Below are 26,993 nucleotides of genomic sequence, written 5' to 3' on the forward strand. Positions count from 1 at the left end.
AATTAAGCTACACGCTAGTGAGTGAATACTCAAGTAAAACAACTTCTCCTTAAAATTATTTCACATTGCTTGTTTTTCCGAGTTTATACGAACAACCGCAAGTGCGGGGCCACGTCGTTTACATAAAAATAGATAACTGTGACGATAACGCTTCGCTTCTTTTTTAGCATCGGTTGCCAACGCAGCAATTTGATGGCTATTAGTGCATTGCTCTAAATCCGGCTCAACAACGCCAATTGATAATGTTAGCAGTGGTACAAATTGTTTTTCACCTTCTCGATTGCTGGCCCAATAGCCACCACTGGCAATATGCTCTGGAGTAAAAAAGGCCCGTGATTTTAGCTCAAAATCACTAATAATTTGATTACAAACAACCTCAGCATCATCGCCATCAAACACCACCATAAAATCATCGCCGCCAATATGACCAACAAAGCTTGGTATGTTACTGCATGCCTGCGTAGTTACATCCGCGAGCAATTTTATAACGCTGTCACCACTGGCGTAACCATATAAATCATTAAACTGTTTGAAGTGATTTAAATCGATATAAGCGAGTGCGAAGCCATGTTTTACTCTTAGCCTATGTTCTATTGCTTCATTTATTGCCACATTACCAGGTAGCATTGTGAGTGGATTAGCATGCTGGGCATGACGTATTTTCTCTTCGGTAATATGTTTTAAAATATCGCGAAGCGGCGCAAGGCCCAAATATTGCCCGGCGCGGGTAATGATAATATGCCGGCGAATATCAAAGTCATTTTCTGTGATCTGCTGGCTCACGGTATCAAGTAGCTGGTTTTCATCAACCACCAACGGTTGCTTATGCATTAATGCTGTGACGGGTTGTTTATCATATAAAGCGTGCCCATAAGGCGCTGCAAATACTTCTGTCAGCTGATCTTTATGTAATAGTCCAATCGGTTGCGAATCGTGGTTGATAACAGCTATGCTAACAATGGCTTTATCTTTTTCAAAAATATTATGGGCATCTTTACAACGGGTATGGCTATCGATAGGCATTTGCTCAACAGCCAGCCAACCTATTGCCATTGACTGCTCAAACTGATCAGCTAATGGGGTAAAATTTAACTGCTGCAATTGAGCTGAGTTAAACTCTGAACTTGGTCGTAAGCTTGGTCGCTCTAGCAAGAAACCTTGCGCATGAACAATACCAAGACCTTCAAGTAAACTAAGCTCTTCAGGGCGCTCTATCCCCTCTGCTATCACCGCTGTTTTAGTGACTTTAGCAAGTTCAATAATGGATTTTAAAAATTCCTTTTTAACCACACTTTCGTCGCAATGATCAATAAAGTAGCGATCAATTTTTACATAATCAGGGCACAATTCTGACCATTGCTTTAACCCTGAATAACCCGCACCTAAGTCGTCAATCGCGATTGAAAAGCCCAGCTTGCGATAATGAGCAATGGTTTTCAATAATAAAAAGCCATCATCCACTTTTTCTTGCTCAGTCACCTCTATCACCACTTTATTAGCAGCTAGACCAAATTGTTCAACAAGGTGTAATGTTTCACCTTTAGGGTGACAGGGATCAAGTAAAGTTTTCGGGCTGACATTTAAAAACAACTTACCCTGCAGCTTCAGTTTTACAAAGTTTTCGATTGCTTTAGAGCGGCACAGCAACTCCAGTTCTGAGATTTTATCAAAGGTTACCGCTGCACTAAATAATGCATTAGGCATTTCTAGTACGCAGCCTTTAGGGCCACGACTAAGCGCTTCGTAACCTAATATTTGCTGCTCGGCAATATCAAAGATGGGTTGAAATAACGTGGTAATTTCACTGTTTTTTAAGATATTTTCTAATATACCAAGCCGACCACTCACTATTATTAACCCATAACTTCATTAAGAGGCGGTTAAAGTAACAAGAGCGTATGACAATTTTATGGCAGCACAGAGCAAGCTATTAATAATTAGTTATTTATTTAACGCGCGATCTAGCTGTTCAAGATGCGCTATGACTTCAATAATATCAAGCTCCGCGTTTTGATAAGCGTGTTGTTCAACTAACCCCAAGCGTGCATTCGCTTGCACTGTTGCTGAGTGAACTAATAAGTCTTTGCCGTGATAACACACAGGCTCGTCAAATTCGGGGAGCTTACCATCGCCATGATAACCGCTGTTTATTTCAGCCAATGGCAATGTAGCGAGCACAGTAGCCACTTCGCTCAGCGCATCTAAATACTCAGTACATTGTGGATATTTAACGATAAGCTCTTTAAGTAACGCCTGCGATAAGGTGACTAACTCTGCCGATTCGGCCTCTAAGCTGGCCGCGTCTTTTTTCGCACGAATATTATTAAGCAAGGTATTAGCTTGATGTGAGTATTGTTCAAATGCACTTAATTGTGCAGGTTTCACAACATGCTCAGTTTGTTGAGCTGTTAAGTTATTATCACATCCGCTAACAATAATTAGACTACTAGCGACTACAAGTGGCTTTAACATTAGTTAGTTACATCAATACTTAATCAATAATGGCTATTATAGGGAATATTTAATTTCATAAATAGCAATAATTAACAACATGCCTTTCAAGCCGCGCCTACGCAAATCCAAACAGCAATACCAACCCGTAGAAGGAATTACTTAACCACAGCACCATTAACTTTATCTCTTCCTCTGTGAGCTCTGTGCCCTCAGTGGTGAATAAATTACTTAAACATCTTTTGCACAAAGAGAAGACATTAGAATATTTTTAACAACGCGGTGGCAAGCCACTCGCCTACAAGTTATTAAGCAGCAAAATAACTCTATACTCCCGTAGGCGTTAAGCTTGCTGACTCACAAACACTTAAAAACAAAAAACCGCTCGTTGAGCGGTTTTTTTAAAGGTAAACTTAGACTTATACCTTATGGCATAGCGTCTAAGTCGGCACCTTCTTTTTCGATCACTTCTGGTATTAAATCTTCTTTACTTACACCCATCGCAATTGCAACGGCACTAGCAACATAAATTGAAGAATAAGTACCAATAAACACACCAAATAACAATGCTGTAGCAAAACCATGAATAGTTTGGCCACCCCAAACAAACAAGGCAATCAATACTAAGATGGTAGTGATTGAAGTTACTAAGGTACGGTTAAGTGTTTGCGTTAATGAAATATCGATGATCTCAATGGTGTCGTCGATACGCACTTTACGGAAGTTTTCGCGAATACGGTCAGATACAACTATCGTATCGTTCAGCGAGTAACCTATTACTGCTAGGATTGCTGCCAGAATTGTTAGGTCGAACTCTAAACCTAACACTGAGAACAAACCAAGCGTAATAATTACATCGTGCAGTAGTGCTGATACAGCGCCCACCGCAAAACGCCATTCAAAGCGAAATGCAACGTAGATCAAGATACAAATCAGCGCAGTTAACATGGCAAGGCCACCCTGCTCTTTTAAGTCTTCACCAACACTTGGACCAACAAACTCGATACGACGCATAACTACGCTATCGTCTGCTATTTTAAGTGCCTCAATAACTTGGTTACCAATGACTTCCGCTTTCACATCATCACCGCGAGGTGCTAACCGTACTAGAATCTCTTGGCTTGAACCAAATAATTGCACCGAAGCGTCTGCAAAACCGTTTTCTGCAAGTACTGAACGTACTTTCTTTAAGTCTGCAGGTTGAGCAAAACCAACTTCAACCGCAGTACCACCGGTAAAGTCTAAACCAAAGTTTAAGCCTTTAACGAAGAACGATGCGAACGAGGCCAAAATAAGTAGCGTTGAGATGCTCATTGCAACTTTGCGCAGCGACATAAACCCTAAAGTTCTGCTGCCTAATTTTAAAATTTGCATATCTGCTCCTTAAATTGACAGCTTATCAATGCGCTTACCACCAATACATAAGTTGATCACCGCACGGGTACCAACAATGGCTGTAAACATTGAGGTGATAATACCAATCGCGAGTGTTACTGCGAAACCTGCAATTGGACCTGTACCCACTGCAAATAAGATCATTGCAGCAATTAAGGTAGTAATATTGGCATCAAAAATCGTACTAAAAGCACTGTCGTAACCATGATGAACAGCCTGTTGTGGGCTACGACCATCAGCCAACTCTTCACGAATACGCTCAAATATTAGTACGTTGGCATCAACGGCCATACCTACGGTTAATACAATACCGGCAATACCTGGTAGTGTTAATGCAGCACCTGGAATAAGTGACATCACACCAACAATCAGTACTAAGTTAGCTGCTAGAGCAATATTTGCCACTAAGCCAAAGCCTTTGTAGTAAACCAACATAAAGATCAATACAAATAAGAAGCCTAATGCAACGGCGGTCATACCCGCTTCAATATTTTCTTGTCCTAAGCTTGGCCCTACCGTACGCTCTTCAACAATCTGAATTGGCGCAACCAGCGCACCTGCACGCAGTAATAAACTTAGATTATGTGCTTCAGCAGGGTTATCAATACCAGTGATACGGAACGAGCGATCAAGACGTGCTTGAATCGTTGCTACGTTGATTACTTCTTCCACTTTAATTGGTGGCAATGCTTTACCGTTTGCGTCTGTTTTTCCTGAAGGCTTGTATTCAATAAATACAGTAGCCATCCGCTTACCAATCGCACGTTTAGTAAAGGCATTCATTTTTGCGCCGCCTTTACTATCAAGGCTAATACTTACTTGCGGGCGTTGGTATTCATCAGCTCCAGATTGCGCGCCAGTAATATGGCTACCTTCTAGAATGATGCGTTTTTTCAGCACCACAGGATAACCATCGCGGCTCATGATCATTTCTGTGCCAGCAGGAATACGCCCCTGTGCCGCAGCTGCAGGATCTGCATTTTCGTCTACTTCACGAAACTCTAGGGTTGCTGTTGCACCTAAGATCTCTTTCGCTCGAGCGGTATCTTGTACACCAGGTAGCTGCACAATAATACGCTCAGCACCTTGGCGTTGTACGTTCGGTTCAGCAACACCAATTTGGTTGATACGGTTACGAATAATGGTTTCGTTTTGCTTGATTGCATAGTCACGAATTTCCTTTAGCTTTTGATCACTAAGGCTGGCATAAAATGCATTATCGTTTGAACTATCATCAATGAAAATGTGTAATGGGTAACGTGACTGTAACAAGCGCTCTGCAGCATCTTTGTCTGCTTCGCTGCGCATTTCAACGCGAAGACGTTCAGTACCCGCCACGCGACGAACGGTGCGATAACGCAGTTTTTCTTCACGTAGATCACTTTTGTAATCTTGATCCATTTGCTCCAGCGCGTTATCAACCGCTGTCACCATGTCGATTTCCATCGTAAAGTGAACACCGCCACTTAAATCCAAGCCCAATTTCATTGGATTGCCACCAAGGGCTTTTAACCAATGAGGTTGCGCCGGGGCCATATTAATGGCTGAGATGTAATCTTCACTTAATGAATCACGCAATAAATCTTGCGCTTTAAGTTGCTCTTCAACGTTTTTGAAGCGGATCAATACTTGGCCACTTTCTAAAACTACCGACTTAGCGGTAACGTTGTGTTCTTTGAGGGTCGCATTTACTTTGTCTACGACACTGAGATCGGCATCGGTTCCTTTAGTACCTGAAATTTGTATGGCCGGATCACGACCATACAAATTAGGAGAGGCATATAAAAGACCTATCGCAATCACAGCTAGAACAAGTAAATACTTCCATACTGGAAACTTGTTTAACACGTGGGCGTCCTTATTTTTATTATTATAGCGACTTCATAGTGCCTTTCGGCAATACCGCTGAAACTGCTGATTTTTGTACAGTTACTTCAGCTTGATCATTAAGTGAAATAACGATGAAGTCTTTATCTTCAGAGATTTTAGCGATTTTACCCACTAAACCACCTTGGGTTAATACTTCGTCGCCTTTTGCCATCGCGTTCATTAGTGCTTTATGCTCTTTTACGCGTTTAGCTTGTGGACGGTAAATTAAGAAATAAAATACTAGACCAAAAATAGCTAGCATAATTAGCATTTCATAACCACCGCCAGCTGGCGCTGCACCTGCCGCACTTGCGTGGGCGTTTGAAATAAATAAACTCATAACTCTTCCTCTTTAATTTTTAAAATTTAATTTGTGGTATCTGCAAGCTCTGGCACTTCTTGGCCGCGGCGTGCATAAAAATCATTTACGAATTCATCTAACTTGCCTTCGCTGATCGCATTACGCAAACCTTCCATAACACGCTGATAATAACGCAAGTTATGAATAGTGTTTAGTCGTGCACCTAAAATTTCGTTGCATTTATCAAGATGATGTAGGTACGCACGCGAATAATTCTTACACGTATGGCAATCACACTCTGGATCCAGTGGAGCTGTGTCTGTTTTATGTACTGCGTTGCGAATTTTAACAATGCCACCAGTAATAAATAAGTGACCATTACGCGCATTACGGGTTGGCATTACACAGTCAAACATGTCGATACCACGACGCACAGCTTCAACTAAATCTTCTGGTTTGCCTACGCCCATCAGGTAACGCGGCTTGTTCTCTGGCATTTTATAGGCACAATGATCAAGAATGTTAATCATCTCATTCTTAGGCTCACCCACAGATAAGCCACCTAATGCATAACCATCAAAGCCAATTTCTTCTAATCCGGCTTGTGATTGTGCGCGTAACTCAGGATACATACCGCCTTGAATAATACCAAACAAGGCTGATGGATTGTCACCATGGCCTTCTTTTGAACGCTTAGCCCAACGCAGTGATAACTCCATTGACTCTTTAGCTTCTTTTTCGGTGGCAGGATAAGGCGTACATTCGTCAAAAATCATTACGATGTCTGAACCTAAATCGCGCTGCACTTGCATCGCTTTTTCTGGCGATAGCATGATTTTTTCACCGTTTACGGGTGAACTAAATAACACACCTTCTTCAGAAATTTTCCGCATTGCACCTAAACTAAAAACTTGGAAACCGCCTGAATCAGTCAGAATAGGGCGATCCCAGTTCATAAAGCCATGTAAACCACCATGCTGTTTGATGATTTCAGTGCCAGGGCGTAGCATTAAGTGAAAGGTATTACCTAAACAAATGTGCGCGCCAGTATCTTTTACTTCATCTGGGGTCATGCCTTTAACCGTGCCGTAAGTACCTACTGGCATAAATGCTGGCGTTTCGACTACGCCTCGATCAAAAATCAAGCGGCCGCGGCGGGCTTTACCGTCTGTACGGTCTAATTCAAACTTCATATTATCCTCTAATGTCAGAAAAACAGTCCAACAAGCTATAATTTAACCGCTCGATTCTATCATTAGTTAACACAGCAATACTATTAATTGGGTTAAAAGCGATAATTAAAAGTGTAAAAAGTAAAACTAAAAAGCCCAACATATCAAGCTGGGCTTTAAAATAATCAGCTGCGGTGCTTATTTGCGGGTTAAGAACATCGCATCGCCGTAGCTAAAAAAGCGGTATTTTTGTGCAATTGCGGTTTGGTAAGCACTCATAATGTTTTGTTGCCCAGCAAACGCGCTAACCAGCATGATCAATGTCGATTCCGATAAGTGAAAATTAGTCACCATGGCATCAACCACATTAAATTGGTAACCCGGATAAATAAAGATATCAGTATCGCCAAAGTAGCTGGCTAATTGGCCGCCGTGTATTTTAGCCGCCGATTCTAATGAACGAACAGACGTCGTGCCTACCGCAATCACTCGCCCGCCGTTAGCTTTAGTTGCTGCAACAGCCGCCACAACATCATCGGGTACTTCAATGTACTCTGAGTGCATTATATGCTCATCAACCGAATCTACCCGCACCGGTTGAAATGTCCCCGCACCAACATGCAAAGTAACAAAGGCCATGTTTACGCCTTTCGCTTTCAATGCCGCCATGAGCGAGTCATCAAAATGCAGACCTGCGGTCGGTGCTGCAACTGCACCTGGTTTTTCACCATATACGGTTTGATAACGTTTGCGGTCTTCATCGGTGTCTGGGCGATCAATGTAAGGCGGTAAAGGCATATGGCCAATATCATTTAAAATCTCCAGCACGTTTTGCTCAGCTGTAAATTCCAACTCAAACAATTCGCCATGACGGCCCAACATAGTCGCTTCTGCTTTACCTTCGAGAATAATAGTGGTGCCTGGTTTGGGCGATTTACTGGCGCGTACATGGGCAAGCACCCGATGCTCATCCAGCACTCGCTCTACCAGTACTTCCAGTTTGCCGCCAGATGCTTTTTGACCATACATTCGCGCGGGGATCACTTTAGTATTGTTAAATACCAACAAGTCATTTTCATTTACTAAATCAAGAACATCGCTAAATATTTTATGCTCTACAGTGCCACTTGGGCCATCTAAAGTCAGTAAACGGCTGCTGGTTCGGTCCTGCTTAGGAAAACGAGCAATTAATTCATCAGGTAGGTCAAAGCTAAAATCAGCCACGCGCATAGGATATATCCAGATCAAAAAAGTCGCGCCAAGTTTAACTGTATCGCGCTATTAGCTCAACCAACGGCCTGAATAAAAATACCCTGAATGTTCTCTTGTGGTTCGGGACAAATGGCATTATTCTACTGGACTGAATTAAAGTTGGGTTGAAAAGAGGTATGACATAGATGGCTAAGCAGCTAAGTTTGCTGATCTTAAATGCCAGTGTCGCTGAGCGTCAGGCAGTTAAGTCAACCTTAAGTCGACTTAATGTATTTACTTTTCTTGAAGTAGCCGACAGCCAGCAAGCCCTCGAAATTTTAAAGTCTCAAGCTGTTGATGTCATTATTACTGGGCTCAATGTTGGTAAAATCGATGGTTGGCGATTCTCGCGGATGATCCGTTCTGGGTTATTAAAAACCCCAAAAAACACCCCAATCGTACTCACGCCACCTATTTATTGTGAGCGCATAGCAGAGACAACCGCACGTAGTTATGGCATAGATGCGGTGCTGCCTTTTGAACGCCAAGACATGCTGCCGCAAGTGTTAGCCAATGTGTTATCCACGCATTTAGAAAAAAGCAGTCGTTTAGACTTATTACTGCTTGAAGCCGATAGCGTTAAAGCGGCTAAAATAGCAGAACAATTACAGCTTAACTTTGCCTGCACCCATGTTGCTAATAATAAACAAGCCATATCTATCTATTTACAGCAAAAGTTTGCCATTGTGCTACTTGATGCAACCGCAGCGTATGCGGGAGCTGCAAGCCAATTAGTTGAAGAAATTTTACAGCATAATCCAAAACAAGCCATTGTAACCATTATTGATACAAAAGATGCAAACCATGCTGAGCAACTGTTACTTTCTGGCGTCACGGACTTCATTCGCGCGCCCTACGAACATTCATTGCTAACCAAAGTATGCGACCATGCGGCGCGGCGCGAAGATTTTATGGTCAGTTATGCTGAATTTGCACAAAAGGTTGAACAACTAAGTCAGAGCCAAAACCGTTATAAAGAGCTGTTTTCAGCCCATCAGCGGATATTGCTGCATCTTAATACTGTGGTGCTTGAGTTTGATCAACAAGGCCGAATTCGTTTTATCAACCCTGCGTGGGAAGCACTCAGTGGTTTTGGTATCAAACAAACCTTGAGCAAAGCACTCTCTGACTTTTGTATTAATGACTGTAAAGACAAGCTACTTGATACCATTAGCAGTATTTTGCAAGGCGGCGCTTTGCAACAGCAAGTAGAAGTGCAAATTATTCATAAAGATGGCCGCGCTATCTGGGTTGAATGTCGGTTACAGCTGATCAAAAACAGTAGTAACGCTGCAACGATTACCGCCACTATCGATAATATTCATGAGCGCAAACAAGCTGAATTACAACTGCGTCATTTAGCCTTACATGACACTTTAACTGGTTTACATAATCGCTATTATTTTGATCAGCAACTGAATCGAATTTGCCAATCACAACGCACCTATGGCGACATAGAGCATGCCTTAATTTATATTGACCTTGATCACTTTAAAATAATTAATGACAGTAAAGGCCACCAACAAGGCGATATTGTTCTTAAAGAAGTTGCGCAGCTATTTACCGCCAACATCAGTAATGAACATTTAGTGTGCCGTATTGGGGGTGACGAATTTGCCGTGATCTTAAAAAATATGAATTTGCTTGATGCGCACTTAATCGCAGAAAGCATTTGTATGGCGATTGAAGGTCACCAGTTTAAATCTGCAGAGCAAATTTATTCTATCAGCTGCTCAATTGGCTTAACGCAAATAACAGCCGCCAACCACGATCCGAGTGAATGTTTAAAACAAGCCGATATTGCCTTATATGTTGCAAAAAGTTTAGGCCGTAACTTAGTGCATTGTTACTCAAAAGAAGATGCTAACCATAACACCTTGCAAGCTGGCTTAGAGTGGGGACACAGTATTCGTCAAGCACTGCAACAAAACCAAATTGAATTGCATTACCAGCCAATTTGGGACTTTAAACAAGGTGGCGTTGCTTATTTTGAAGCTTTGTTGCGCTTAAAACTCGACGGCGAACTCATCTATCCCAATCAATTTATTCCGTCATTGGAATTATTAAACGATACTTATTTGATGGATCAATGTGTGATCAGTAATGCAATAGCTGCCATCGCTGCCAATCCTGAACTAAATCAAGTGGCGATTAACCTCTCGGCGCAATCGTTTTTAGATGAACGCTTATTACCGCATATCGAATCCACCCTTGAAAAATGTCAGGTCGTGCCGACTCGGGTTATTTTTGAAATCACCGAATCAGCCAGTATTAATAATCTAGCGGCAACAAGAGCAATGATTGAAAAACTCAATCGCTTAGGCTGCCACTTCTCAATTGATGACTTTGGAACTGGCTTTAGTACCTTTAATTATCTTAAGCAACTACCTGCGCAGCACGTTAAAATAGATGGCTCGTTTGTTCGCGATATGCTCAATGATCCTATTGATTTAGCGCTAGTTAAAGCAATTAATGATATTAGCCGCTCGCTGGATAAGCGCTCAGTAGCTGAGTATGTGGAAAGCAAAGAGATTTTTTTAGCGCTGAAAGAAATTGGCGTGGATTATGGCCAAGGCTACTTTATTTCTCGTCCAGTGCCAGTAGAAAAAATAAAACATCAATTACAAAAAATTTCTGAAAACAAAACTTTTTACGAACAACCACCTAGCTAAAACTGTTACATTTTTAAACAATTCAAGCTGATTTTTTACTTCCATCTTAGAATAACTCATCTATACTTTGTCTATCGCTTGGCAAATGTCTTGCTATTATGATGATTTTCAAAAAATAACATGACATCATCGAATGACCACAACATACTACAGAACAGCTAACATGTTGTTATTAGTATTATTGTCAATTTATGGAGTGAATTATGACGCAACTAATCGTGCTATTACTAGTGGTAAACTTAGGGATAACTTACCAATGCTACCGTTATGCCGAACGTAAAGGCTACCCGGTAACAACATTTACTTGCTTAGGACTGATCCCCTATTTTAATTTAGTGGTGTGGGTGTATTTATTGTTCTTACCCGATATTACGCCTTTCAATAAACAGTTTGAATATGAAGTACATAATGAAAAGCAGCCTTTGTAAACGGCTGCTTTGTTGGTCAGGGATAGTTGTTAATTGAGCGCAGTTAATCAAAATTGATAGCTAATTGCCTTAAGGGCTAAATCGCTAGCTTTAATGTCGCCCACTACGCATTTTTTGATATCGGCTTTATTGAATACTTTGATCAAACTTTTGTTTTTATCAGCCAAGCCTTTGAGTACAAAACTGACATGCTCATCGTTTGGTAAACTACGCAAGCCGCTGCCGTAGTCACAAAGCGTTAAACTAATACTGTGATTAACCTGTGTGAGCAGCTTTTGCTGCTCTGCTGCTTGTTGCTTTTCACGCTCAGCTTGTTTTGCGGTGATATCTTGGCGTAATTGCTGTTGCTGCTTAGTAAGTGTGCTTTGTTGCTTTTCAAGCTTAGCGATCTCTTTTTCGAGTGCTTTTTTACGTTGTTCAAGCTCTTTGGCTTCGGCGCTATTATCATGGCGGCTAGCAAATTCTAAATCTCGTTTTTCACGTTCCAGCTCACGTAAATCTCGGCTAACATCACGCTCTTGCTCAGCAATATCACGTACTCGCTCCGCACCTTCACGCATAACTTCCATCGCTTGTTGGTAAGCTTCTCTTGATGATTCAACAGCCTGCTCACTTAATACTTCAACATGCTCAGTGATGAATTCAACATTCACATTTGAAAAATCAATGTCGGGCAAAGGTGGCAATGGCGCATTTGGCGCGTTACTAAAAATGGTCTGCCAACGGCTTGCGCCTCGCACATCCAACTCAAATACCACGCCTTGATCAACAAAGTAATTAGCTGAAATTGCGCGGATTTTTTTATCCGTGTCCTGCTTTAAGGCGCTACTTAAAATATTTTCCATAATACCGACTTCGCGCTGGATAGCGGCCAATTCTGCAGGGGCTTTTGCTTGCAAGTTGCCAGCTGCACAACCAAGAACCGCAATGATAGCGCTGCTGATAAGTTTTTTATTCATGCTCTTTACTCCTAGTTTTTCGCAATGGCGGCCATTGGCTGCTCTTGTACTTGTTCGGCTAAGTCGTTTAGCTGCATCCGCAGATACGCTTGATCTTGAGCACGCTGGGTTTTGATATAGGTAATTAAGCTATTAATGTCTTCTTGGCGTTCGACGCGTCCTGTGGCAATCGCCTCTTTAGCCAGTTGATACATTTGTTGCTGTTGTAATTCATTTTGCGCCGTTATAATTTTTTGCAGTTGGTCAATTTGCTTTTGCTGTGACTCTAATAACTGCGTTTGTTTCGCGACCTGATCCAGTAATTCGGGAGCCTGTTGCTGCGGCATAACTAAAAATACCAGCGCACAAATCATCACTGATGCTGCAACAGCCCATATACCGGCCACACCAAATACGCTCTCAGAAGCGACCTGTGGCATCGTTGATTGGCGATCCCACTGTGGTACTGGTACTGTGTTATAGTCGCTGCTATGTTGCTGCCAAGCCTGTGCCTGACTCATCAGCGCACGATATTCCGGGTCATTTTCAAGCTGCTGTAATTGCGCATCACTTAAAACATCCCCCTCTAACCATTGCTCAAAAAGCGCCTCTAAATTAGCCATCAACGGCCTCCAAATGAACTTTTAATTTACCTAATGCACTGTATAACCGTGACTTGGCGGTGTTTGTGGAAATATCGAGTTGCTCAGCAATCTCTTCAAAGGTGCAATGCTGAAAAAACTTTAACTCGACCACTAAACGTTGCTCCCACGGTAAGTTATTTAACATCGTTGTTAATTGTTGATGCTCAACCTGCACAAGCTGATTGCTCTCCAGCTCGCTGTGCTCACATGCCTGTTCAGGCACTTCATCAAGACTCTGGAAATGCTTGCGACGACGATAATACTCAACGCTACGACGGTGTACTATCTGGAACACCCAAGTGTTAAAACTTGATTCACCACGAAAACTTGGCAAACTTTTATACACAGAGATAAACACCTCTTGCATTAAATCCATAGCATCATCAGGGTTACTAAGCATGCGCAAGCAATAGTTATAAACTTGGCTTTCATGCTGTTTAACCAACTTAAGCCAGGCGCGTTTATTCCCTTGCTGTGCTTTGGCGATTAATGTTTCTATTGATTGAAAAAACACGATTCTCGATGCTTAGTTATTTTACTTATTAGGTTAGTCGATAGTGCGAGGAAGATAGTTTGGAAAAGATGAAAATAAATTAAAATAAATGAAAAAGCTCACCTAAATGAGCTATTCCTGCATAGATGGTATTAAACGGCACTGCTGCTTTAAAAAGCCCTCTAGCATTTGGCTAAATAAGCGAAAGTCTCGAATGCGTCCGGTGGTTTTGCGCCATAAAATGCCAATATCACGGTATGCATCACCTTGCGAAGGCGTTGCTAGCATATTCTTATGCGCTAAAATACCGGCGTTAATTGCCATTTGCGGTAAAAATGTGACCCCTAACTGATGCTCAACCATACTCAGTAAAGTATGCAAACTGGCCGCTTCAAATGGGTTGATACAACTCGAACGGTTCAAGTGACACGCGCTCAGCGCATGCCCCGTCATACAATGCTCTCGCTCTAATAAGAACACGCTGGCTTCAGGGAGCAAGTTAAAATCTTCAATGTTTTTAGCGGGTAAGTAATCTTTGTGATGCACTAAACAAAAATGATCTTGCGCGAGCACTTGGGTATGAAACTTCTCGGTATCATAAGGTAGTGCTAACAAGGCCATATCGATATGACCATGCTCTAACTTATCCAGCAAGCTATCGCTGGTATCTTCAACCAGAACCAGCTCTAAATCGGCAAATTGTTGCTGACAAAGGTGATATAAAGGCGCGGCAATAAAACTAGCAATGGTTGGAATAACACCGAGTGTGAGCGTACCGCTTAGTGGTGTTAAATGACTTTTAGTCAGCTCTCTAACACTGAGTGTATCATCAATAATTTTTCGTGCCCGCTCGACCACTTCTTCACCGATGGCGGTGAACATCAAGCTGCGGTTTTCACGTTCGATGAGTTGGCAACCGAGTGTTTCTTCAAGGGTTTGAATCGCACTACTGAGTGTTGACTGCCCGATGAAACACGCACTTGCTGCGCGTCCAAAGTGCTGATGCTGATGAACTGCCAATAAATACTGCAGTTGTTTAATACTTGGTAAGTTCGTCATACTTTCTTTACCCACAAATAAAAAGACCCCAACACCAAGGGCATTGAGATCTTTTCAAGCTAAAAGTCTGTAATACTCAAAAGCTGCTGGATTTAAACTCCAAAGGCAGTTCTTAGTATGTAGAAAATAACAATAGCAAGGGCAGCGCCAACTGGCAACGTAATTACCCAAGAAACTACAATGTTTCTGATCACACCCATGTTAAGTGCAGCAATACCACGAGCCATACCTACCCCTAACACCGCGCCAACTAAGGTTTGCGTGGTAGAAATTGGTAAGCCAGTACCTGATGCAATAACAACCGTAGATGCTGCGGCTAATTCAGCAGCAAAACCACGACTTGGTGTTAAATGGGTAATGCCTTCACCAATGGTTTTGATTACTTTCTTACCTAAAATAGCAAGACCCGCAACAATACCAAAGCCACCTAGTGGTAAAATCCACCATGCGATTGACGCTTGTTTAGCTATTTCACCATTGTTTTCAACAATGTTTACAACTGCAGCAAGTGGACCAATGGCGTTAGCAACGTCATTCGAACCATGCGCAAAGGCCATACAACATGCTGTTAATACCATCAAGATAGCGAACACTTTCTCAACATTATTAAATTGCATTTTCTTATCGGCTTTTGGATCTATCTTTAAGCGAGAGATAACAATCTTACCAATAATAGCTACAATCACAGCAATACCGACGGCTAATAAATAACCTTCAACCGAACCGATATTAATACCAATATGCTTTAAGCCTTTTTTGATGGTAACCAAAGACATGATAAAGCCCGCTAGACCCATATAAATTGGTACATAGCGTTTAGCGTTTTTAAGTGGTGCATCGGTATCAAAAATTAGTTTTTGCGCACTCATGAAGATCAAATACGCAATAAAGCCTGAAATTGCAGGGGTTACAATCCAACTCCCAACAATGCCTGCTACTTTATTCCACTGAATCGCTTCGCTGCCAACTGCAACTAAGGCAAAACCAATAATCGCGCCAATAATTGAGTGTGTAGTAGATACCGGCCAACCTAAGAAAGATGCAATTAGCAACCAACTACCGGCTGCAAATAATGCCGAGATCATACCCAATACCATTAATTCGGGAAGTTCTAAAAATGGTGTTGAATCGATAATACCTTTACGAATTGTCGATGTTACCTCACCGCCAGCTAAGTAGGCGCCCGCAAATTCAAAAATCATCGCAATAAAAATTGCTTGTTTAATGGTTAATGCTTTTGAACCTACCGATGTGCCCATCGCATTAGCAACGTCATTCGCGCCAATACCATAAGCCATAAAAAAACCGACTGCTGCGGCAATTAAAATTAATACCGTGCCATAAGATGCAATGATATCCATTGTGTAACCCTAATCTTTCGTTATTGAACTGAGTATAAATTAACGAGCTAACATCAGCTCAAGACGTGAACCTACGCGTTCTGCAATATCTGCCAGTTCGCCGACCCACTCGATGATTTTATATAAAAACATTACATCAACTGGATTTAGTCCATCTTCAACGGCGCGTAACTGACGACGTATTTTGATTTGCATATCATCCGTGTCTTGTTCAATTGCATCCAATTCAACGAGCATTTTTTCGACTAAGGTCACTTCGCGACCTTTAAAACCAGTCTCTAATAACTCATCTAACTCATTAATTGCATTTGATGCTTGTTTAGTGGCATCAACACAACGAGTTACATAAGCTAGAAAATCAACTTGAATTTCTTTTGGTATGGTCATCTCACGACCAATTACACGACCAGCAATGTCTTTTGCTTTATTAGCAATTTTGTCTTGCTGGGTGACGAGTTCGAGTAGATCTGTACGCTCTACCGGCATGAATAAACCACGCGGCAGTTGTAAACGTATATTTCTTTTCATGTCGTCGGCTTCACGTTCTAAATTACGAATGTTCAAGCGAATCTCTTCTGCTTGTTGCCACTCTTCTTTAAATACATGATTGAAAAAAGGGATCAAAGCTTTACTTGCTTGATGTACCTTCTTGATGTGATCTTCCATTGGCTTTATAGGAGATTTTGCAAATACCCCTAGAAATGCGTTTGTAGGCATAACTGACCCTTAAATCAAATTAGTATGCTTTGCGGCGTGAATTTTACAGCATTCACCGCGATTGTGAATGCTTTTATTACATCCCTCGCGCCCGAGCAGCATTATAATTATAACGAAAACATTAAAAGCGGCAATTAGCCGCATTAATAAAACCAGGCGGTATCAAAAAATCTATAACGATTTTTCTATATCCTCTTGAGATGTATGACGAATATCTTTGCCATTAACAAAGTAAATAATATATTCAGAGATATTTTGGCAACGATCGCCAATCCGTTCCAATGAACGTACCGACCAAACTAAATCCATAATTTTTGGAATTGAACGCGGGTCTTCCATCATATAGGTCATAATTTGGCGAGTAATTGCTTCGTATTCGCGGTCAACCTTGGCATCTTCCTTATGTACTTCAAATGCTTTTTGCACATCCATACGCGCGAAAGCATCGAGTACATCATGCAGCATTTTAGAAACTTGGCGACCCATATTTTCAATATTAACCAATAAATCTTGCTGATCTTTAGTAAATGAATCGAGGGCGACTTTAGCAATCCGCTCGGCTTCATCACCAATCCGCTCTAAATCGGCAATGGTTTTAGCGATCGCAACCACTAAGCGTAAATCACTGGCCGCCGGCTGACGACGCGCAATAATACGGGTACATTCTTCATCAATGTTCACTTCCATGGCATTGACTTTATAGTCATTTTCCCGCACTTTTCGGGCTAATTCAGCATCGCCATTACTTACTGCATCAAGTGCGCTATTTAGTTGCTGCTCAACTAAGCCACCCATGCTTAATACATGATTACGAACGTTTTCTAGCTCTTGATTAAAGCGGCCAGAAATATGCTTATTAATATTGTGTTCCATTGTCTACCTTCTTATCAAAATCGTTCACGCCAGCCGAAAATAGTATGCCTGATCACTAGCCGTAACGACCGGTAATATAATCTTCAGTTTTCTTTTTCGCTGGGGTTGTAAATAATGTATTGGTATTTGAGTACTCGATTAATTCACCCATGTACATAAAGGCCGTTTGATCAGAAACCCGCGCAGCTTGTTGCATGTTGTGGGTAACAATAACAACGGTAAACTTATTTTTTAAATCGTTAATTAGCTCTTCAATTACCAGTGTTGAAATAGGATCCAATGCTGATGTTGGTTCATCAAGTAATAACACTTCTGGTTCAATGGCAATAGAGCGGGCAATCACTAAACGTTGCTGCTGACCACCAGATAAACCAAAAGCACTATCGTGAAGACGGTCTTTTACTTCATCCCATAACGCCGCACCACGTAATGACTGCTCAACGACTTCATCTAATTTACGTTTTTCTTTGATGCCTTGTAAGCGTAGGCCATAAACCACATTTTCGTAGATTGATTTAGGAAATGGATTCGGGCGCTGGAACACCATACCAACATTACGGCGCAGTGCTGCAACATCAACGCTTTTATCATAGATGTTTTGTCCGTGAAGTAATATTTCACCTTCAATGCGACAGCTATCAACCAAATCGTTCATGCGATTAATACAGCGTAGTAATGTTGATTTACCACAACCAGATGGCCCGATAAACGCGGTTACTTGCCCTTTAGGGATGCTCATACTGACTGAGCTAAGCGCTTGTTTATCACCATAGTAAAGATCTAAGTTTTTGATCTCGAGTGCTGTTTGCTCGGTGCTTAAATTATCTAAATCCAATTTCAAACTGCCGTTTGCTTGGTTTACTTGTGGAGCGACTGTAATCATGTTTGTTACCTATAAAATCTTTACTAATTATTGATCAAGCGATCTAAACTTTTCACGTAAATGGTTACGTATGCCGATTGCGGTAATATTCAGAGTAATAATCACTGATACCAGCAAGAATGCGGTGGCATAAACCAGCGGCCGAGCCGCTTCAACATTCGGGCTTTGGAAACCTACATCGTATATATGAAAGCCTAAGTGCATGAATTTGCGATCTAAGTGAAAATACGGGAAGTTACCATCAAGCGGGAGGGTCGGTGCCATTTTAACTACACCTACTAACATCAATGGCGCTACTTCACCTGCCGCACGGGCAACCGCTAATATTAACCCTGTCATAATCGCTGGACTTGCCATTGGCACTATAATACGCCATAACGTTTCCGCTTGCGTTGCGCCAAGCGCTAAAGAACCATGACGAACCGTACTTGGAATACGTGATAAACCTTCTTCAGTAGAAACAATCACAACTGGTAAAGTCAAAATTGCCAACGTCAATGCTGACCACATTACCCCTGGGGTACCAAATACTGGGCTTGGTGATGCCTCTGGATAGAATAACTGATCTAAGCTGCCACCTAACACATAAACAAAAAACCCTAAGCCAAATACACCATAAACAATCGATGGCACACCGGCTAAGTTGATCACCGCAATACGGATCATCTTAGTTACGGCATTTTTAGAGGCGTATTCATGTAAGTAAATCGCTGCCACAACCCCAAATGGAGTAACGATCACGGCCATTAACATAACCATAAACACAGTACCAAATATGGCAGGGAATACGCCGCCTTCGGTATTGGCTTCACGTGGATCATCGGCGACAAACTTACCTAGCTGAATAAAATAGTGACCTAACTTGGCAAAAAAGCCCATATCATTTGGAAACCAAAAATCCAGTACTTGGTATAACGGTAAAGTAACAATTTCACCGCGCATATCTTTTACTGTTACTTGGTCACGCTGAGCTTGTTTACGCAGTGCAAATAATTGCTTTTCTAACTCGCCGTATTCAGCTCTTAAATCAGCGCGATCTTGTGCAAGCTCTGCTACGCGCTCATCGGTTAAAGCATCATCAAGTAGATATGACTTCTCCTTTAAGCGTAGGCGCTCTAACTGATAGTTAATATGACCAATGTCGCCGTTTTGTAGATCAAGTGCTTGATCATTTAATTCAACAGCCCGTTCAACTAACTCTTCAAGTACTGCAGTTTTATTTTCAGTAATGACTTGGCCGTCTTTTATTACACTTTCCACATAACCATAAAAGTTACCGTTTTTACTGCGCTCAAATACGGCGATAGCGGCAGGTGTGGTGTTTGACTTTATGTCGGTTTCAAGCACCCAACGAAAATCTAAATCAACGTATTCACGGTTACCCGTTTTAATCAAAAAGCGCTCTAGGTGCTCTTTATCAAAACCAGATAAATCAACACCGGTTGCTTCAAGGCGCGATTTAGGCACCATTTCACGATCGTAAACCTCACCGATTACCGTTTGCTGCACAACTGAGCCTTGTAACTCTAGTTGCACAACTTGTGATGGCCAAAAGAAACTTAATCCTTTCCAAGCGATCATGGCTAATAACCCTAATACGGAAATCAAACTGATACTAACCGCACCACCTGTCATCCATATCCAAGGAGAACCTGACTTAAACCACTGCTTTATCATGTCGTGTCTCCCACTTACATCGAGCTGTATTTATCACGCAACTGCTGACGGACAAACTCAGCAATCGTGTTGAAAATAAAGGTGAATATGAATAATACAAATGCGGCTAAGAACAGAATACGATAGTGCGAACTACCCACTTCTGATTCTGGCATTTCTACTGCGATATTAGCTGCTAAAGTACGCATACCTTGGAAAATACTCCAATCCATTATTGGTGTGTTACCGGTTGCCATTAGTACGATCATGGTTTCACCTACGGCGCGACCGAGTCCCATCATCACGGCAGAGAAAATACCAGGGCTGGCAGTTAATAGCACTACACTTACCAGTGTTTGCCATTGCGTTGCACCCAACGCTAATGAACCGTTTGATAAATGCTTAGGAACACTAAACACGGCATCTTCTGCAATTGAGAAAATAGTTGGGATAACCGCAAACCCCATGGCAATACCAACAACCAGTGAGTTACGTTGATCGAACGTCATACCTAGTTCATTGGTCAGGTATTGGCGCACATTACCGTCAAACATCCAAAGCTCAATTGCGCCACTCATGGCAAACGCTAACCAACCAATGAATAGCAGTACTGGAATTAGTAAAATTGAATGAGCCCCATCAGGGACACGGTGGCGAATACTTTCAGGTAATTTAGTCCACGCGAATGCGGTCAATAAAATACCCAGCGGTAACATAAACAATAAGCCTACAATTGCCGGTAAGTGCTCTTCAATCAATGGTGCAAGCCACAGGCCCGCTAAAAACCCTAAGATTACGGTTGGTAATGCTTCCATAATTTCAACCGTTGGTTTAACAACTTTACGTAATGAACCAGACATAAAGTAAGCAGTATAAATTGCTGCAGAAAGTGCTATAGGCACAGCAAATAACATCGCATATAAAGCCGCTTTGATAGTACCGAACGAAATTGGCACTAAAGAAAATTTCGACTCAAAATCATCCCCAGCAGATGTTGACTGCCAAATATAACCCGGCTCAGGGTAGCCTTCGTACCATACTTCTTGCCATAACGCTGACCAGGTTACTTCTGGGTGTTCATTGTGGATTTCAACCACAGTAAGTTTATTATCGGCTAAGATAAGCGCTGCGTTTGAGCGCGGCGCAATGGCAAAGTTTTCAATCGGACCGTCACTGATTTTACCTTGCCATAATTTAGCTTCACTGGTGGTGTAATACACACCAAGCTCGCCGTTGCTACTTGTGGTGAAGAAAGTACGACGATAAAACTCAGTAAATATATCTAACTTAGGTTGCTTTGACGTTTCAAAGGCACGAATTTTTTGATATTCACGACCTGTATCAGTGTTTACTTCAAACCATTGTGATACTTCGCCATTATCATTTGCTAGCATCAATGAGTTAGCACCTGCTAACAATTGTGCAGCCACTAGGTTGGCATTTTCTTCATTGGCCGCCAGCATTTGAATTAATTCAACTTCACTTGGGTAGCGTGTATCGTAAACATAAATTTGATTGGCTGAACGAACAAACGTACGGGTAGTATCTGGTGACATTAATAGTTGATCAACACGTCCCTCAATATCGAGTTCAGTACGCTCAACAACCCATTCAACTTCTCCGCTGAACATGTTCTCTTCTGCAACAAAACTGCTAAAAATGACGCGTTTATCTTCAGTTTGTGCCACAACCGCGGTTTTATCTTCATAGTGACTAAAGGCAAATTGTTTAATTGCTGCGCCTTGTGCATCAACTTGTAATGGTAAGTCTTCGCCCAATGGATAACCCAAGCGCGGTGTTAATTTACGCTCGTTATTAGGAAAGGTAACTAAGAATTTAGGTGCGACCAAAACCACTGAGCCGTTTTCTAGGCCGTATGCATAATGCCCTTGAAAAGGCGCGCTGACTGCAAAACTACTCACGTCGCTATCCAGTGGCACTGCTAAGCTTGCAAGCTTTTTGCCAAAGCCTTTTTTCTCAACACTATAAAAATCAACATTGCCTTGTTTGCTTAGTAAAAATGCCACTTCGGTTTGTTCTTCAACACCTAAACCAACAATTTGATCTGCATTACTGAGTGCAAAACTATCGCGAGTTTCTACTTTCGCTGATTCGAAAATAGGTTGCACTACATACAATAAATAGAAGAAAATCAATAGCAAAGCTATCAATACCATAATACCGCCAGCGGTAATGCTGAATTTGGCAAACCGATCTTTAAATAGACGGCTTCTATCCGTATTAAAAGACGGTTTATTCGGATTGGAAGTCATCAAAACACCTATAAATCTTAACGTTGGACAGATTATATTTCACCAAGATGACAGTATTGTTACAGCCGTCATAATTGCTTAGGCTTTGTGGTTATATACATTATAACCAGTCAAACAGTGTTTATATTCAATAAGTTAAAACTTTATGACATGTTGAAAAACTTTCAACTTAGTAATTTGTTATTAAATAACATAAGTTTAGAAAGTTTATCTCGTTAACTCACACTATATTACTGCTTTTACGTTGAACTAATGGCAAAAAAATTGGACAAATTTGGGGACTGAGTCAATACTCAATTCGGTTCTTTTTATATAACAACAATTTCATGCTTGGGCATTTATTATTCAATTACGGCATTTCAAGGGATTTACTTATGAAGCAATTAGTTATAACTATTTTAGGGCAAGATCGCCCTGGACTTGTAGAGGATATTTCTTCTGCAGTTTTAAATCATCATGGTAACTGGCTCACCAGTAATTTAAGTCATTTAGCCGGTCATTTTGCCGGCATTATTGAAGTTGCAGTACCCGCTGAACACTTACAAGAATTACAAGATTCATTACATAGCCTACCGCAACTAGAAGTACGTATTGAAACGGGTAGTGATGCACTTCCTGACACGCCAGCTGAACAGCTTAACTTTGTGATCACCGGTAATGACCGCCCTGGAATTATTCAAGAGCTTGCGGGTGTATTACGCCATAAAGGGGCAAATATCACTCACTTAAACTCAAAACAACAAAGCGCACCAAACTGGGGAGTGCCTATTTTTAGTGCGGTTGCCACGGTTGCACTACCTACAGGTATGAATAAAGATGAAGTAGTCGCAGCACTTGAAGCAATTACTTCTGATTTAATTGTTGATATTGAAGACGCTTAAATCACACTAAAACCTAACCTCTAGCGTGTCACAAAAGTGACATGCTTGTCATTTTTGTGTCATCTAAGTACTTTATATTTTGTTCAGTTGCTATCCAAGGAATAGAAAATGAACGCCTGTGCTGATGTGCCGCAAACAATCAATTATTTTGCCCCAGAGTTAAGTTGGCTATCTTTTAACGACCGCGTTTTACAAGAAGCAAAAGATAAGAATAATCCAATTATTGAGCGCATTCGTTTTTTGGGGATCTTTTCCAATAACATGGATGAGTTTTTTAGGGTTCGAGTTGCGGATGTGAAACGGCGCATTTTATTAAATAAATTACCTGATACTAACTTTGATGAAGACGAAATTTTACTGACTCAAATCCAGCAAAAAGTGCTGCTGTTAGGCAAAAAATTTAACCTGATCCATGAACAAATTCTAAAAGATCTGATTACCCATAATATTTATGTTGACCGCCCTGAGCAGCTTAGCGAATTTCATATCAACTGGTTAAAAAACTTCTTTCACGATAATGTATTACAGCATATATCACCTATTTTATTAGATGAAAACAAAGATTACTCAGATCAAATCAACGACACTATGACCTATATGTTTGTTGAAATGAATAATGAAAAAAGCCATTACGCCATGCTAGAAGTACCGACCGATCGAGTGCCTAGATTCATTATTTTACCCCCAGAAAAAACTCGTCGTTATAAAACTATTGTGATGCTAGATGATGTCATTACTTTCTTTTTAAGTGATGTTTTTAGTAGCTTTTTTGACTTTGATAACATTCAAGGTTACGCCATCAAGCTGACTCGTGATGCCGAATATAACCTTGATGATGAACTAGAAGAAGGCATTCTTGATAAAATGTCAAAAGGCCTCAAGCAACGTATTTATGCCGAACCAGTACGCTTGGTTTACGACCAAACTATGCCCGAGTCGATGCTCAAAGTAATGAAAAAACGCCTAGGTGTGACCCACCACGATGCATTGATCCCCGGAGGACGCTATCGTAATTTTAGAGACTTTATTGGTTTTCCCAATGTTGGCCGTCAATATTTAGAAAACAAACCATTACCAGCCTTGCAAAGCACTGCCTTTAATAATCACGCCAGTGTATTTGCAGCAATTACTCAGCAAGATATCCTACTTTACTATCCATATCATACATTTAACCATTTATTGGAATATGTTCGCCAAGCAGCTTTTGACCCTAATGTTACGCAAATTAAGGTCAATATTTATCGTGTTGCAAGTAAGTCTCGGCTAATTTCATCACTTATTAATGCGGCTAAAAATGGCAAAAAAGTGACGGTAATGGTTGAGCTAAAAGCCCGCTTTGACGAGCAAAATAATATTGGTTGGGCTAAAGTACTGAGCGCTGCGGGCATTAAAGTTATTTTTGGTATTCCGGCACTTAAAGTGCACAGCAAGTTATGTATTGTACACCGTAAAGAGAAAGGCCACATTGTTAAATACGCGCATATCGGCACCGGTAATTTCCACGAAAAAACCGCTAAAATTTACACTGACTTTAGTTTGTTTACTAAACATCAAGGTATTTGTGATGAAAGCGATAGCGTATTTAAGTTTATTGAAAGTAGTTATAAACCCTTTGTGTTCGAGCATTTGATGATATCTCCAGTCAATGCGCGACAACTGCTACTTGGTTTGATTGAGCAGGAAATAGCACACGTTGAAAATGGTAAAGCAGGTAAAATAACATTAAAAATAAATAACTTAGTCGATAAAGAGCTGGTTGATAGCTTATATTTAGCCGCTCGTAGCGGGGTTAAAATTCGCATAATTGTACGGGGCATGTATTCACTGGTCCCAGGGCTCAATAATTTTAGCGACAATATTCGCGTTATTAGTATTGTTGACCGCTTTTTAGAGCACCCACGAGTGATGGTGTTTGCTAATAATGGTGACGAAAAAGTGTATATTTCATCTGCTGATTGGATGACTCGTAACCTTGATCATCGGGTTGAGGTTGGCGTGCCTATTTATGATGAGAAGCTTAAGCAACTGATCATCGATGTACTTGAGCTACAATTTAAAGATCGCACTAAAGCTCGGATCATTGATAGCGAACAAAAAAATCATTATGTAAGACGCGGTAATCGCAAAAAAATACGTTCGCAAATCGCAATTTACGATCACTTAAAAAAATGGGAAGGCAATTACAATAATGAATGATTATCCCTCAATAGCTGCGGTTGACTTAGGCTCTAACAGCTTTCATCTAGTGGTCGCAAGAGAAGTTGACGGCTCTTTGCAAATTCTCCATAAAGAAAAGCAACGCGTGTATTTAGCTGATGGCTTAGACGACAAAAATCAATTAAGTCAGACAGCAATTGATAGAGCATTAGCGATACTGAAGCAATTTGCCACCACACTGCAAGACTTCCCTGCAAGCAATGTAAAAATAGCCGCAACCTATACACTCAGACGCGCAAAAAATATTAATTCCTTTTTAACTCAAGCAAGTAATGTTTTTCCTTATCAAATTGATGTGATCTCAGGCCAAGAAGAAGCACGCTTAATTTACCAAGGTGTTGCCCACTACATTCACCATGATGAAAACCGCTTAGTGATTGATATTGGCGGCGGCAGTACCGAGCTAATTATTGGCAAGCATTTTAAACATAAGCTGCTCTCAAGTCGCAATATGGGCTGCGTAAGCTATACCAAGCAATTTTTTGCCGATGGCATGATCAACGAAAAACGCTTTAACAAAGCGCAGATAAAAGCAGAGCAAGAGCTTGAAGTCATTTTTGCTACTTACATTAATGCTGGTTGGCAATCTGTGGTGGGCACCTCGGGCACAATAAAATCAATATTAGCAATGATCAGCGCAAATGATCCTGAGCAAAAAAATATTACCTTAGAGCGCTTACTTGAGCTTAAGACCCAATTTATTGCAGCCAAAACCATTGATAACTTATTAATTGAAGGTTTAAGCCCCGAACGTCAAGTGAGCATTTGTGGTGGGCTGGCTATTTTAATCGCGATTTTTCAATTGTTTGATATTACCGAAATGGATTACAGTGACTTTTCACTGCGTGAAGGTTTGCTGCATGAAATGCAGCAAAAGTTGGCACTTAAAGATATACGCAGCAATACCATAGCTAATTTAAGCGAACGCAACACAATCGATAAAGTCCATGCTCAGCGCGTTGCAAACACTGCCGATTGGCTATTTTTACAAGTACAAAAAGAATGGCAGCTCGACTCATTAGATAATCACCAGCTTCTAGTATGGGCCGCACAGTTGCATGAAATCGGTTTAGGTATTAACTCATCGGGCTTACATAAGCACAGTGCTTATGTGGTTGAAAATAGCCAGCTACCGGGGTTTACGCAACAGCAGCAAACGTTGCTTAGCTGTATGATACGGTTTTACCGCAAAAAAGTTCGCTTAGAAGAGTTTCCAACGCTACTATCCGTGCCGCACTTTCAAATTTTACAATTAATTGTATTGCTCAGGTTAGCGGTATTATTAAATCAAAAGCGCCTTAACGATCAACATCAAGAGTTAGCCGTTTCTGTTAAAGGTAACAGTATGCTGTTGCAGTTTCCACTAGGATGGCTCAGCGAGCAAACCCTACTGCATGCAGACTTACAGCAAGAGCAAAAGTACTTAAAAAAGGTGGGGTTTTTAATCGACTTTGTGTGA

At 41.1% G+C, this 26,993-nt stretch carries 22 protein-coding genes; 5 read left to right on the forward strand and 17 right to left on the reverse strand.

The window, feature by feature from the left end; genetic code table 11:
- Nucleotides 1-60: 60 nt before the first annotated feature.
- The 7 genes from NDQ71_RS10310 to queA all read right to left on the reverse strand — a co-directional run bounded on the left by NDQ71_RS10310 (nt 61) and on the right by queA (nt 8,418).
- On the reverse strand, nt 61-1,848 hold the full coding sequence (locus NDQ71_RS10310) for a GGDEF domain-containing protein (RefSeq protein WP_301561597.1): 1,788 nt from the start codon (nt 1,846-1,848) through the stop codon (nt 61-63).
- A 93-nt stretch (nt 1,849-1,941) separates the two neighbouring features.
- The gene (locus NDQ71_RS10315; protein WP_301561598.1) at nt 1,942-2,472 is read right to left on the reverse strand and encodes a hypothetical protein; all 531 of its coding nucleotides are present in this window, start codon (nt 2,470-2,472) and stop codon (nt 1,942-1,944) included.
- Nucleotides 2,473-2,877: 405 nt separating this feature from the next.
- The gene (gene secF, locus NDQ71_RS10320; RefSeq protein WP_301561599.1) at nt 2,878-3,825 is read right to left on the reverse strand and encodes a protein translocase subunit SecF; all 948 of its coding nucleotides are present in this window, start codon (nt 3,823-3,825) and stop codon (nt 2,878-2,880) included.
- A 9-nt stretch (nt 3,826-3,834) separates the two neighbouring features.
- Complete coding sequence (gene secD, locus NDQ71_RS10325) at nt 3,835-5,694, reverse strand: protein translocase subunit SecD (protein WP_301561600.1); 1,860 nt, start codon at nt 5,692-5,694, stop codon at nt 3,835-3,837.
- 22 nt (nt 5,695-5,716) lie between these two features.
- Nucleotides 5,717-6,055 (reverse strand): preprotein translocase subunit YajC, encoded by a 339-nt coding sequence (yajC, locus tag NDQ71_RS10330; RefSeq protein WP_016709184.1) that lies wholly within the window; start codon nt 6,053-6,055, stop codon nt 5,717-5,719.
- Between the two features lie 26 nt (nt 6,056-6,081).
- On the reverse strand, nt 6,082-7,209 hold the full coding sequence (tgt, locus tag NDQ71_RS10335) for a tRNA guanosine(34) transglycosylase Tgt (protein ID WP_301561601.1): 1,128 nt from the start codon (nt 7,207-7,209) through the stop codon (nt 6,082-6,084).
- Between the two features lie 177 nt (nt 7,210-7,386).
- Complete coding sequence (gene queA / locus NDQ71_RS10340; RefSeq protein ID WP_283709954.1) at nt 7,387-8,418, reverse strand: tRNA preQ1(34) S-adenosylmethionine ribosyltransferase-isomerase QueA; 1,032 nt, start codon at nt 8,416-8,418, stop codon at nt 7,387-7,389.
- Nucleotides 8,419-8,585: 167 nt separating this feature from the next.
- Here queA and NDQ71_RS10345 point away from each other — a divergent pair, with 167 nt between their 5' ends.
- Nucleotides 8,586-11,111, forward strand: a complete 2,526-nt coding sequence (locus tag NDQ71_RS10345) for an EAL domain-containing protein (RefSeq protein ID WP_192542363.1) — start codon at nt 8,586-8,588, stop codon at nt 11,109-11,111.
- A 203-nt stretch (nt 11,112-11,314) separates the two neighbouring features.
- A complete protein-coding gene (locus tag NDQ71_RS10350; RefSeq protein WP_283709952.1) occupies nt 11,315-11,539 on the forward strand; it encodes a hypothetical protein in 225 nt (74 codons plus the stop codon).
- Between the two features lie 47 nt (nt 11,540-11,586).
- On the opposite strand, the gene NDQ71_RS10355 is transcribed toward NDQ71_RS10350, so the two are convergent.
- The 10 genes from NDQ71_RS10355 to NDQ71_RS10400 form a co-directional block, all read right to left on the reverse strand.
- Nucleotides 11,587-12,498, reverse strand: coding sequence for a hypothetical protein (locus tag NDQ71_RS10355; RefSeq protein WP_301561602.1), 912 nt, complete (start codon nt 12,496-12,498; stop codon nt 11,587-11,589).
- An 11-nt stretch (nt 12,499-12,509) separates the two neighbouring features.
- Nucleotides 12,510-13,100 carry a hypothetical protein gene (locus NDQ71_RS10360; protein WP_301561603.1) on the reverse strand — a complete coding sequence of 197 codons (591 nt, stop codon included), beginning with the start codon at nt 13,098-13,100 and terminating at the stop codon, nt 12,510-12,512.
- Entirely contained in the window at nt 13,093-13,635 is a 543-nt protein-coding gene (locus NDQ71_RS10365) for an RNA polymerase sigma factor (RefSeq protein WP_301561604.1), read from the reverse strand. The genes NDQ71_RS10360 and NDQ71_RS10365 overlap by 8 nt, the downstream gene beginning before the upstream one ends.
- Nucleotides 13,636-13,746: 111 nt before the next feature.
- On the reverse strand, nt 13,747-14,673 hold the full coding sequence (locus NDQ71_RS10370; protein WP_064668224.1) for a hydrogen peroxide-inducible genes activator: 927 nt from the start codon (nt 14,671-14,673) through the stop codon (nt 13,747-13,749).
- A 92-nt stretch (nt 14,674-14,765) separates the two neighbouring features.
- On the reverse strand, nt 14,766-16,034 hold the full coding sequence (locus NDQ71_RS10375; RefSeq protein ID WP_301561605.1) for an inorganic phosphate transporter: 1,269 nt from the start codon (nt 16,032-16,034) through the stop codon (nt 14,766-14,768).
- Between the two features lie 39 nt (nt 16,035-16,073).
- A complete protein-coding gene (locus NDQ71_RS10380; protein WP_064668156.1) occupies nt 16,074-16,751 on the reverse strand; it encodes a TIGR00153 family protein in 678 nt (225 codons plus the stop codon).
- Between the two features lie 171 nt (nt 16,752-16,922).
- The gene (phoU, locus tag NDQ71_RS10385) at nt 16,923-17,624 is read right to left on the reverse strand and encodes a phosphate signaling complex protein PhoU (RefSeq protein ID WP_064668157.1); all 702 of its coding nucleotides are present in this window, start codon (nt 17,622-17,624) and stop codon (nt 16,923-16,925) included.
- 55 nt (nt 17,625-17,679) lie between these two features.
- Nucleotides 17,680-18,507 carry a phosphate ABC transporter ATP-binding protein PstB gene (pstB, locus tag NDQ71_RS10390; RefSeq protein WP_192542357.1) on the reverse strand — a complete coding sequence of 276 codons (828 nt, stop codon included), beginning with the start codon at nt 18,505-18,507 and terminating at the stop codon, nt 17,680-17,682.
- A 27-nt stretch (nt 18,508-18,534) separates the two neighbouring features.
- Nucleotides 18,535-20,184 (reverse strand): phosphate ABC transporter permease PstA, encoded by a 1,650-nt coding sequence (gene pstA / locus NDQ71_RS10395; protein WP_192542356.1) that lies wholly within the window; start codon nt 20,182-20,184, stop codon nt 18,535-18,537.
- 14 nt (nt 20,185-20,198) lie between these two features.
- Entirely contained in the window at nt 20,199-22,436 is a 2,238-nt protein-coding gene (locus NDQ71_RS10400) for an ABC transporter permease subunit (protein ID WP_192542355.1), read from the reverse strand.
- A gap of 374 nt (nt 22,437-22,810) precedes the next feature.
- Between NDQ71_RS10400 and NDQ71_RS10405 the strand changes: the two genes are divergently transcribed.
- The 3 genes from NDQ71_RS10405 (at nt 22,811) to ppx (ending at nt 26,993) form a co-directional block, all read left to right on the forward strand.
- Complete coding sequence (locus NDQ71_RS10405; RefSeq protein WP_192542354.1) at nt 22,811-23,317, forward strand: ACT domain-containing protein; 507 nt, start codon at nt 22,811-22,813, stop codon at nt 23,315-23,317.
- 108 nt (nt 23,318-23,425) lie between these two features.
- Nucleotides 23,426-25,513, forward strand: coding sequence for a polyphosphate kinase 1 (gene ppk1, locus NDQ71_RS10410; protein WP_301561606.1), 2,088 nt, complete (start codon nt 23,426-23,428; stop codon nt 25,511-25,513).
- On the forward strand, nt 25,506-26,993 hold the full coding sequence (gene ppx / locus NDQ71_RS10415) for an exopolyphosphatase (protein WP_192542352.1): 1,488 nt from the start codon (nt 25,506-25,508) through the stop codon (nt 26,991-26,993). Before ppk1 ends, ppx begins: the two co-directional genes overlap by 8 nt.

The sequence above is a fragment of the Pseudoalteromonas sp. KG3 genome (assembly GCF_030436385.1).
Lineage (GTDB): Bacteria > Pseudomonadota > Gammaproteobacteria > Enterobacterales > Alteromonadaceae > Pseudoalteromonas > Pseudoalteromonas prydzensis.